Source organism: Lishizhenia sp., assembly GCF_057456495.1.
Genome location: NZ_JBVCPV010000100.1, coordinates 1 through 10,915, shown reverse-complemented (window position 1 = coordinate 10,915; position 10,915 = coordinate 1). Strand labels below are relative to the sequence as shown.

General features: G+C 36.3%; 8 protein-coding genes. 1 reads left to right on the top strand and 7 read right to left on the bottom strand.

Annotated features, from left to right (window positions below; all coding sequences use genetic code 11):
* Positions 1–190 precede the first annotated feature (190 nt).
* Positions 191–1,012, top strand: coding sequence for a mechanosensitive ion channel family protein (locus AC22ZQ_RS08550; protein ID WP_318958361.1), 822 nt, complete (start codon positions 191–193; stop codon positions 1,010–1,012).
* A gap of 218 nt (positions 1,013–1,230) precedes the next feature.
* Here AC22ZQ_RS08550 and AC22ZQ_RS08545 read toward each other — a convergent pair whose 3' ends face one another.
* From AC22ZQ_RS08545 to AC22ZQ_RS08515, 7 genes are all read right to left on the bottom strand, one after another.
* The gene (locus AC22ZQ_RS08545; RefSeq protein ID WP_318958360.1) at positions 1,231–2,853 is read right to left on the bottom strand and encodes an ABC-F family ATP-binding cassette domain-containing protein; all 1,623 of its coding nucleotides are present in this window, start codon (positions 2,851–2,853) and stop codon (positions 1,231–1,233) included.
* 212 nt (positions 2,854–3,065) lie between these two features.
* Complete coding sequence (locus AC22ZQ_RS08540; protein WP_318958359.1) at positions 3,066–4,949, bottom strand: T9SS type A sorting domain-containing protein; 1,884 nt, start codon at positions 4,947–4,949, stop codon at positions 3,066–3,068.
* A gap of 12 nt (positions 4,950–4,961) precedes the next feature.
* The gene (locus AC22ZQ_RS08535; protein WP_318958358.1) at positions 4,962–6,782 is read right to left on the bottom strand and encodes a T9SS type A sorting domain-containing protein; all 1,821 of its coding nucleotides are present in this window, start codon (positions 6,780–6,782) and stop codon (positions 4,962–4,964) included.
* Between the two features lie 93 nt (positions 6,783–6,875).
* The gene (locus AC22ZQ_RS08530) at positions 6,876–7,394 is read right to left on the bottom strand and encodes a hypothetical protein (protein ID WP_318958357.1); all 519 of its coding nucleotides are present in this window, start codon (positions 7,392–7,394) and stop codon (positions 6,876–6,878) included.
* Positions 7,382–8,881, bottom strand: a complete 1,500-nt coding sequence (hutH, locus tag AC22ZQ_RS08525; protein ID WP_318958362.1) for a histidine ammonia-lyase — start codon at positions 8,879–8,881, stop codon at positions 7,382–7,384. Before hutH ends, AC22ZQ_RS08530 begins: the two co-directional genes overlap by 13 nt.
* Positions 8,878–10,290 (bottom strand): histidine--tRNA ligase, encoded by a 1,413-nt coding sequence (gene hisS, locus AC22ZQ_RS08520; RefSeq protein WP_318958356.1) that lies wholly within the window; start codon positions 10,288–10,290, stop codon positions 8,878–8,880. Before hisS ends, hutH begins: the two co-directional genes overlap by 4 nt.
* 271 nt (positions 10,291–10,561) lie before the next feature.
* The coding region (locus tag AC22ZQ_RS08515; protein ID WP_318958355.1) for a hypothetical protein at positions 10,562–10,915 on the bottom strand (354 nt) is incomplete at its 5' end.

Genomic DNA, 10,915 nt, shown 5'->3' with positions numbered 1-10,915 from the left:
CCAGGGGTTGCAGAAAGAAATAAACGATCTTAGAAAGTATAAAAAACATACATACAAAACTAGTTCAATTCCATCTTAAATATTCGTCATACATAAAATAAAAATTTACCAACGCTTATCAATTAGGACCTCAGAAGATTTTAGTTCCCAGCTAAAATTCTTATTATTATACCGAAACAATTAAACAGTTATGTCAGAAGCACAAAATTTATTTGATGAATACTTACCATTAGTTATATCGTGGGGTATTCAAATTATTACTGCGTTAGTCATCCTAGTTGTAGGTTTATGGTTAACTAAATTCATCACAAAGAAAGCTGATTCCTTAATGGGAAAAAGAGATGTTGATGCAGGATTGAGAACATTTATACGTTCATTGATCAACATACTGCTAAAACTATTAGTCTTTATTACTGCCATTACGCAATTAGGTTTTGAGATGACTTCTTTTGTAGCCATCTTAGGTGCTGCAGGTTTGGCCGTTGGTATGGCTTTCAGTGGAACTTTAAGCAATTTTGCTGGAGGAGTTATGATTTTAGTTTTCAAACCTTATAAAGTTGGAGACTTTATTGAGGCGCAAGGCGTGTCTGGAACGGTACAAGAAATTCAAATCTTCAACACTATCTTAACGAAGTTAGATAATAGAACGATTTTCTTACCAAACGGACCAACAGCGAGTGGAACAATTACGAACCTTACTAGAAACGAAGTAAGAAGAGTAGACTTTTCTTTTGGTATTGCCTACGGAGAAAGCTATCCATTAGCTGTAGAAACGATCAAAAATGTAGTTGCTACGTGCGATAAGGTAATCGACGAACCAGCTCCATTCTACGGTTTAGGAGAACTTGCAGATTCATCTGTAAACATTACCGTTAGATTATGGTGTAAAACTCCAGATTACTGGGATGTATATTTCTACATGAATGAGAAGATATATGAAGCCTTTGAAAACACAGAAGGATTAAGTATTCCTTTCCCTCAAATGGATGTTCATATGGACAAAGTAAATTAAGAATAGACTTACCTTAAATACACAAAAACGCAGCTCCATTGAGCTGCGTTTTTTTATGCTTAATAATGGCATTATTGGTTCATTACTACACTGTCTTAGATCTTCAAAAAAACCTTTGCTCAACGCACGAATCCAAACGCATGTTAAAGTCATTTTTTACGGCACAAAAAAAGTGCTAATTCTCGTCAGCACTTTTAATATAGTTCGTCTACTAAGCTTTAAGCGTACATTTCCTCTTGTAACTTAGCAATCTTTTCGTCTTTCAAATACTCATCGTAGGGCATCATCTTATCAATGTAACCATTCGGAGTAATTTCAATAATTCTTGTTGCAACAGTATTCACCAATTCGTGGTCATGAGAAGTAAACAAGATTGTTCCTCCAAAGTCAGACATACCATTGTTCAATGCAGTAATAGATTCCAAATCCAAGTGGTTTGTTGGTTCGTCCATCATCAATAAGTTGGCTTTCGCTAACATCATTCTCGATAACATACAACGTACCTTTTCACCTCCTGATAATACGTTAGATCCTTTCATTGCTTCTTCACCAGAGAATAACATTTTCCCTAAGAAACCTCTTAAGTAAACTTCGTCCTTCTCTTCGTCTGTCATGGCGTAATTTCTTAACCAATCCACCAAACTTTCTTTTGATTGGAAGAAGTCGTGGTTCTCATTTGGTAAATATGCTGTAGAAATAGTAGTACCGTAGTTAAACTCTCCAGCATCTGCTTCCATCTTACCGTTTAAGATCTCAAACAAAGCTGTTAATGCCAATGAGTTCTTAGAAATGAAAGCAATCTTATCTCCACGTTGAACGTTTACGTTCAAGTTTTTAAATAACTGTTGACCGTCAATTGTTTTAGACAATCCTTCAATGTGTAATATTTGATCTCCTGCTTCTCTTTCTTGTTCAAAAATGATGGCTGGATATCTTCTAGATGAAGGTTGGATTTCATCCAAGTCTAATTTATCCAACAACTTACGTCTACTCGTTGCTTGCTTAGATTTAGAAGCATTGGCAGAGAAACGAGAGATAAATTCTTGTAATTCTTTCTTCTTCTCTTCTGCTTTCTTGTTCTTATCTGCTCTCTGGCGCGCTGCCAATTGAGAAGATTGGTACCAGAACGTGTAGTTACCTGTAAACAAGTTGATTTTTCCGTAGTCGATATCACAAATGTGCGTACACACTGTATCCAAGAAGTGACGGTCGTGAGATACAACAATCACGGTGTTTTTAAAGTCTAATAAGAAATCCTCTAACCAAGAAATTGTTTTCAAGTCCAAGTCATTGGTAGGCTCATCCAGAATCAATACGTCTGGGTTACCGAATAAAGCCTGTGCCAACAACACACGTACTTTTAATTCATTCGATAACTCCTCCATTTTCACGTAGTGCTTCGATTCATCAATACCTAAGTTAGAAAGTAAAGTAGCTGCATCCGTTTCGGCATTCCATCCTTCCATGTCCGCAAACTCACCTTCTAATTCAGAGGCACGCATTCCGTCTTCATCATTAAAATCAGGCTTTGCATACAAAGCATCCTTCTCTGTCATGATATCGAACAAACGCTTGTGCCCCATAATTACGGTTTGCAATACTTCGTACTCATCAAATTCAAAGTGATCCTGTTTCAAAACAGCCATACGTTTACCTGGCTCTAAATCCACTCTTCCTTTGTTGGCATCCTGATCTCCCGTCAATATTTTTAGGAAGGTAGATTTCCCCGCTCCATTGGCACCTATTACTCCGTAACAGTTTCCATTTAAGAACTTTAGATTTACCTCATCAAATAAAACGCGTTTACCAAATTGAAGTGTTAAATTGCTTACTGTAATCATGTGTACTATAAAATTTGGCGCAAAGATAGGGTTTCTAATTCAGAATGAAGCATTAAGAAAAGATAATGTAGGTTTTCTATCGTTTAGCAAACATTTTCTACAGGATTTTAGGACATAGAAATCGATTTAAAGAGCTCTCCCATGAAATATTGCCCTAATAAAAAAGGTCCCACCCAAAGGAGTGAGACCATAAAAACAATGTATTTTTTCATTTATTGAACGATTAGTTTTTCTCTATATATATTTCCATCGCTAGTTTGAACTACAAGAATGTATGTACCCGATTTCAAATTAGGCAATTGTATTTCTTTGCTCGCAACTAATTCAGAAGAACTTCCTTTCATATCTATAACTTTTAATGAAGAAATTGTTACCGTTTCTGGTAGGTTTAAAGTTATTGAAGCATTTCCTTGAACCGGATTGGGGGATACATTCATTTCATTTTGATCAAAACTATCTATACCGGAATAATTCTCATTTGCTTTGCCAAGCATTTGAATCGACTGAAAATCTAGAGGCCAATCACTTCTATTTTCTGTAAAATCACCGCCTACAATTAATTCTCCATCTACAAATTCTATATCATTCACATTGTTGTCTACACACATTACAAACTCAAATATACCGGTTATTAAGTTAATCCTGAGTACACCTCTTCCACCATCGTACGGACTAATTGATTTTTCAACATCTCCTGCAGCATACAACCAGTTCCCGATAATCTTAGTAGAATATATAAATGAATTATAAACTGTATTTTGATATGGATTGTACAAATAACTTAAATTAATAATTGCTTGATTGGTTCCTAACACATAACGCGTAATCAGAGGTTTAGAAAAGTCGTCGCTAGAATTTAGCTCAGCATTTCCTGACAAGATTACTGAAGTGCCATGAGGTTGAATATTATACACTTTGTCGATTATATTTTCATGAACAGTGACGTACTGATTATTATGCCACAATAGTACATTGTTCGCCAAAATGATTGTATCCTCATTCACCAATCTAAGAGAATCAAAATCTCCACCGAAACTTGTTTTTTCTCCCAAATAACCTCCATTCATCGTATACAACTCTCCATAAATTTCCGCATATAATGAAACAGAGTCATTTAAAACACTATAAACTTCATAAGCATGCAACTCACCGGTAACCGGAATTCCTACAAAAAAATCATCTTTCCATCCCGTAATAATAGTAGAGTTGGTATTTATTCGCTGGGGGATTTCCTTTAAACTCCAACTACCATTCTTAAACTCAGCATATGGATAATGTACTCCGTTTTCTTCAAAATCTCCGAAAACTCGTAAAAAAGGCTCTCCACTCATGTATCTAAAAAAATGCACTCCCTCAACTATACCATCTAGTCCTGATCCAAAGCAAGAAAAATTACCCTGTTTATACATTCCTATATTAACACACTGAATACCTCCCAACTCCGTAAAATTTCCGGCAATTACCAAATCATTAGGATACTGCTGAGCAATGAATAAATCTACAACTTCACCGTTTGCTCCAGTTCCTAAATTAGACAAGGTAGTCATCGGTGCATAAGCAGGCTGTATCAACGCCAACTCTTGCACACTAAAACCATAGTCCTTTGCCCATTGCAACAAAGCTTCTGATTGGATTTCCTTGACATAGGCATAATTCTGTGTGCGTGCTATTTCTTTAGAGATTTCAGGATACCCTGTCTCCTTTACTAAATAACCTACAGCACAATGCACACCGTAGTTATCGATAAAGTAAGGTTGTCTTTCTACGTGATAATGATTTGTTGGAAAGACTTTACGTGCTGCATATCCCTCTAAAATGGAAATGGTGTTCATTCTATTTTCTAATTGCTCGGCAGACAAATGCTCTGTATTCTGAGCTTTCAATAAACGACAAACATTATCCAAATGATACGCTATACGTTCTGTGTCGTTGTTAAAGAAAACTTCTTCTTGAGGAAGTTGATCTTGGAAATAAGTCCATTGACTATTTACGGTTAACAAATGATTTTTCGCCCAACTTTTTATAGCTGGAGCTAGTTCTTGTGACCATACTATACTTGTAAGTATCACAAACATTAAAGTAATCGTTCTTTTCATATTTGGTGGTTTTTATTGAATTATTAGTTTTTCTCGAAGTATGCTTCCCGAATCTAAGGTTACTTCCAATACATAAGTTCCTACAGATAATTCTGGTAACATTATTTGATGTGTTTTAGGCAAAGCAGTTCGACTTCCTTGCATATCCACAATTGAAATTCTCTCAATATTTTCTTGTGTTGGAATTTGAAGGGTTAATTTACTACCTAGACTAATTGGATTAGGAAAAGTAAATAAGTACATATTATCTTCATGCTCTACCCCAACAAATTGATAATTATCCCATTTCACTAAATAATGATAAAATTTTCCTCCAATAACCATTTCTCCATTGTAAACTTCAATGCAACAGACAAGGTAATTAAACCCATTCTGACATGTAAATTCATTCGTTTTAAGGTCATAACTAAAAAAATGCCTTTGATAACCGATAAACTCATCTTTTGAATGTAAATATCCTCCAAAATAAAGTTGGTCATCTACAACTTTTATATCGTTAATAAATTCATATGTTATAAGCCCGAAGGTATCTGATAACGATGTTAAGTTTATAAGAGTACTTAAGTTCCCATTAGAAAACTTACACAATATTGGATTATTATCTACAGCATTTCTATAATGCAAACCACCTATGTACATTTCCTGATTCACCAATTCAAGACAATGAATTGAACTAGGTAAATCACTATCAAAGGTATGATAATTGGAGCTCTCTTCATCAGGTATTAATAGTCCTTTGGAATAAACTACTTGCCCTAATTCATGTACATAAATGAAATCAAAATCTCCACCGTAAGCACCATAATCAAGTGTATTGATTTCTCCAAAAACCTTCGCCTCAATCTCCCAACCGTCTGCTTGAGAATACGAATAAACCTCTTGGCGATGTTCTTGCTCCTTTACTTCAATTGAAACTCTAAACCCATCGGCTCCATCTGTTCTAGAACCTGCCATAGCAATTCGGTTAGATCGGTTTGGAATACCCAAAAAACTCCAAGCGCTATTTTCAAATTTTGCTACTGGATAAGTAATTCCATTCGATATAAACTCACCGTAAACAATCAACAAATTACTGTTTCCATCATAGTGAATAATACCTTTAGCATCTCCTTCAATTCCATTCCCAAAGCAAGAGTACACCCCATTTTCAAAGTATGCAATATTTGTACAAGGCCCATTTTCAACTTCTGAAAACTTTCCTACAACGGCCATTTTGTTATTGGAAGTTTTTAAATCTTTGACTTCTCCATTAGGAGCATTTCCCAATTGAGAAGTGTGATTTGTCGATGGATATGTAGGCTGTATCAACGCCAACTCTTGTACACTAAAACCATAGTCCTTTGCCCATTGCAACAAAGCTTCTGATTGGATTTCCTTGACATAGGCATAATTTTGTGTACGGGCTATTTCTTTAGAGATTTCAGGAAATCCTGTCTCCTTCACCAAATATCCGACGGCACAATGCACACCGTAGTTATCAATAAAGTAAGGTTGTCTTTCTGCGTGATAGTGATTCGTTGGAAAGACTTTACGTGCTGCATATCCTTCTAAAATGGAAATGGTGTTCTTTCTATTTTCTAATTGCTCGGCAGACAAATGCGCTGTACGCTGAGCTTTCAATAAACGACAAACATTATCCAAATGATACGCTATACGTTCTGTGTCGTTGTTAAAGAAAACTTCTTCTTGAGGAAGTTGATCTTGGAAATAAGTCCATTGACTATTAACGGTTAACAAATGATTTTTCGCCCAACTTTTTATAGCTGGAGCTAGCTCTTGTGAACATACTATACTTGTAAGTATCACAAACATTAATGTAATCGTTCTTTTCATATTTGGTGGTATTAATTCTTACCCACTAGAACGCACAAAAAAAGGGAAGCGTTGTAAACACCTCCCTTTTATCTAACATATTGTTAAACTTTCTTATTTCAAATGCTTAAAATTAATAGCATAAAGTAGAACCATGATTCCTCCTAAAATTGCAATGAAGAAAAGCATGATGCCTGACACGAGCGCTGCCGGCATAATTAAATACACACCAAACACACCCAACAAAGTATAAATCAAATACAAGTGAAAGCCTAATTTCTTAAGCTTAAAGAGCATTACTACTGCTGCTACACCTACCAAAACTGTAATGAGTTGAAGTACTAAATTTGAATAATACCCTTCGTTCATCAAGTAAAATAAATGATTCATTATCCCATCTAAAATAGAAATGGCCTCTTCCCCTCCTTCTTGAGCAGATAATTCTTCCATTGCATTTTCGAAATCAGGTCCTAATACTTCCTCTTTGTTAACCACAGGTTTTGCACTTAACAACCCTGTAATGGAACTATACAGACTTGAAATTAAATTCAATGCAGTTAATACCAATAATACAATTAAAAAAGGTGGTCTATCTTTCTTTTCTTCGTAGTGTTCTTCTATTACTTCGTCCATATTGCAGTAGCTTTTACTAGGTCTTTACTTTTTCTTAATTCCGCACCTAAAATTCTATCTTCTTCGATGAATGGAATTTCAGCCCTGAAATTAGCAATAATATTTTGAAGTGCTAAACTCGTTTTTAACGGCTTTCTAAATTCAATAGCCTGTGTTGCGTGTACCATTTCAATTCCCAAGATCTGGTAAACATTCTCTACCACACGGTGTAACTTCGTTGCCGCGTTGGCTCCCATACTCACGTGATCCTCTTGTCCGTTTGATGAATCAATTGTATCTACTGAAGCAGGTGTACACAACTGTTTGTTTTGAGAAACAATAGATGCTGCCGTGTATTGAGAAATCATCAATCCTGAATTTAAACCAGGATTAGCCACCAAGAATGCTGGTAAGTTACGTGTGCCAGAGTTTAACTTGTAAGATCTACGCTCAGAAATACTTCCTATCTCTGCCAATGCAATAGCCAAGAAATCTAAGATCAATGCCAATGGCTGACCGTGGAAGTTACCTGCAGAAACCACTTTATCTTCGTCAACGAAAATTGTTGGGTTATCTGTAACGGCGTTAATTTCTCTAGTTACCACATTTTTAGCATGCTGAATAGTATCCCAACTTGCACCCAATACTTGTGGTGTACATCTAAAACAGTAAGGATCTTGAACGTGTGCTTTTTCTTGAGCAATGATTTCTGAACCTGCTAACAAGTCCGTCATGATTTGCCCAACGCGAATTTGACCAATTTGATTTCTGATTTCATTTACCTCAGATCCAAAGGGCTCAATTCTTCCATCATACCCTTCCAAAGAAATAGCCGCAATTTTCAAGGCTTTTTCAAAGATATCTTCTGCCTTATTCACGCAGTAAGTACCGTAAGCACTCATGAACTGAGTTCCGTTCAATAAAGCCAAACCTTCTTTAGATTTCAACTCTATTCCTTCTAAACCGAATTCTTTATTTACATCAGCAGTATCCTTCAATTGTCCCTTGTGGTAAACTTTTCCTTCTCCAATCACTGCCAAAGCAATGTGTGCCAAAGGCGCCAAATCTCCAGAAGCTCCTAAAGAACCTTGTTGGTAAACTTGTGGTATAATGTCGTTGTTAAAGAAGAACAATAACCTTTCTATCGTCTCTAATTGCGCTCCAGAATTACCGTGAGATAATCCCATCGCTTTTAAGATCAACATCAATTTCACAATCTCTTGAGGCACCTCTTCTCCAGTTCCACAAGCGTGTGAACGAACAAGATTCACCTGTAATTGCTCTAATTTATCTGCAGAAACAACCGTGTCACACAAAGATCCAAACCCTGTGTTAATACCGTAAATAATTTCTTTCCCTTCAGCTACTTTTTGATCTAAATAAGCTCTACACTTTAAAATGGCAGCTTTTGCACCCTCTCCTAATTCTACCTTAACATTTCCTTCTGTTAAAGCAATTACTTCTTCTATTGTAAGTTCTTGATTGTTTAAATGATGAACCATCTTTATTTTAATTTATCTATCAATTGATTAATGTCTAATTCTTCTTGCTCTCCTGATTCCATGTTTTTCAGTTGAACAATTCCTTTCTCTATTTCTTGAGATCCTACCATGGCAACGTGCTGTACACCTCTATCGTTCGCGTACTTCATTTGCTTTTTCATTTTGGCAGATGTTGGGTAAAGCTCCGCATCTATTCCTGCTTGTCTTAGTTGAGAAACCAATTTAAAGCAGTGCTTTGCTTCAGCGTCTCCAAAGTTGATGAACAATACAGAAAGTCCTTTGGCTATGCTCGCTGGGAACAACTCCAAGGTATTCAATACGTCGTAAATTCTATCGGCCCCGAAAGAGATTCCAACACCCGACATATCCTTCATTCCAAACAAGGCTGTCAAGTCGTCGTAACGACCACCTCCACAAATAGATCCCATTTTCACACCATTGGCTTTCACCTCGAAAATAGCTCCCGTGTAGTAGTTCAATCCTCTGGCCAAAGTAACGTCGAATTCTAATTTAGCACGCTGTAAACCTACAGCATCTACCATCTCGAAGACGTACTCTAATTCGTCTATTCCTTTTTGTCCGATTTCACTTTCTGCTAACATCTCACGCATTTCTGCCATGATGCTCGCATTATCTCCATGCATAGCAAACAAAGGTTTGATTTTTTCAATTGCCGCTTCCGGAATCTCCTTCTCACGCAATTCTTTAATCACTCCTTCTTCACCTATCTTGTCTAATTTGTCAATCGCAACAGTAATGTCTATGATTTTTTCTTCTTGCCCCGTAATCTCTGCAATTCCAGAAAGTATCTTACGGTTGTTGATTTTTATACTGAAGTCAGGAATATTCAAATTCGTCAATACTTCATCAAAAATCTGAACCAATTCTACCTCGTACAACAAAGATTCAGAACCCACCACATCGGCATCACATTGTGTGAATTCTTGGTAACGTCCGTGTTGCGGTCTATCCGCTCTCCACACGGGTTGAATTTGGTAACGCTTAAACGGAAAAGAGAGATCATTCTGATGCTGTACCACAAAACGAGCAAAAGGTACAGTTAAATCATAACGCAAAGCTTTCTCCGCAATCTTCCCTGTTATCTTGTTCAGGTTAATTCTTTCTTCTAAAGGCAGTTTATCCAATACATTGTTGGTCAACGTAGAACTTACCTCTCCTTCATTTAACTTCGATAAATAATTTCCCGATCGCAAGATCTGGAACATCAACTTATCTCCTTCTTCACCGTATTTCCCCATCAATGTAGATGAATTCTCGAAACTCGGTGTTTCTATAGGTGCAAATCCAAACTTCTTAAATACCGTTGAAATGGTGTTAAAAATGTAATTTCTCTTCTCTACCTCTGCCGGTAAAAAATCTCTTGTCCCTTTTGGAATCGAAGGTTTCTGTGCCATGCTCGTAATTTTTAGGCAAAAATAAGAATGTAATGGAGACTTTTAGACACTTAGACACTTAGACTTTTAGAAATTTCTAATTTATTGGCCAGCTGTTCGGGCGCGCTATTCGCTCTACTGCGTTCTTGGCGACCTGGTTTTTCATTCCTTTCTTGCAAAGCTTCACAAGGTCGCTCTCCAATAAAGCATTCAAAAGCCAAGCCCCAACATCCGCGGTGCCGCTGCTATCGCTAACAGAAAACATTTAGTGACACTGAGAAGTTGACAAATCTTATTCTAAAAATGGTGGAACTGAATTTTGAAACTCGGAAAACTGTTTAACCTCTCTTAATAAGTTTTCATTTCTTTGGCTTAAATAAGGATATATATCAATTAACAAATACCGATTCATTTTCTCTTTGATTTTTCTATAACTAATGATATTATTGAATCTTAAATAAGATTCAAAATTTCTTTCGAATGGGATGTTATCAAGTGTGTTTTTATACAACATTTTAGGAAACTCTCTCTTCATATCATGAACTAAGTACCTCTCTCTTAACTCTGACAATTTAGCACCAGTTTTCATCATCTCAAAATATGAATCATGTAGTCGTTTTAAGAAGATACCCGATGTGGAAATTGT

What these genes read in the sequence shown, in the direction of transcription:
- AC22ZQ_RS08535 (WP_318958358.1), bottom strand. Translation starts at nt 6,782, where the DNA reads ATGAAAAGAACGATTACATTAATGTTTGTGATACTTACAAGTATAGTA.
- AC22ZQ_RS08530 (WP_318958357.1), bottom strand. Translation starts at nt 7,394, where the DNA reads ATGGACGAAGTAATAGAAGAACACTACGAAGAAAAGAAAGATAGACCA.
- AC22ZQ_RS08545 (WP_318958360.1), bottom strand. Translation starts at nt 2,853, where the DNA reads ATGATTACAGTAAGCAATTTAACACTTCAATTTGGTAAACGCGTTTTA.
- AC22ZQ_RS08550 (WP_318958361.1), top strand. Translation starts at nt 191, where the DNA reads ATGTCAGAAGCACAAAATTTATTTGATGAATACTTACCATTAGTTATA.
- AC22ZQ_RS08540 (WP_318958359.1), bottom strand. Translation starts at nt 4,949, where the DNA reads ATGAAAAGAACGATTACTTTAATGTTTGTGATACTTACAAGTATAGTA.
- hisS (WP_318958356.1), bottom strand. Translation starts at nt 10,290, where the DNA reads ATGGCACAGAAACCTTCGATTCCAAAAGGGACAAGAGATTTTTTACCG.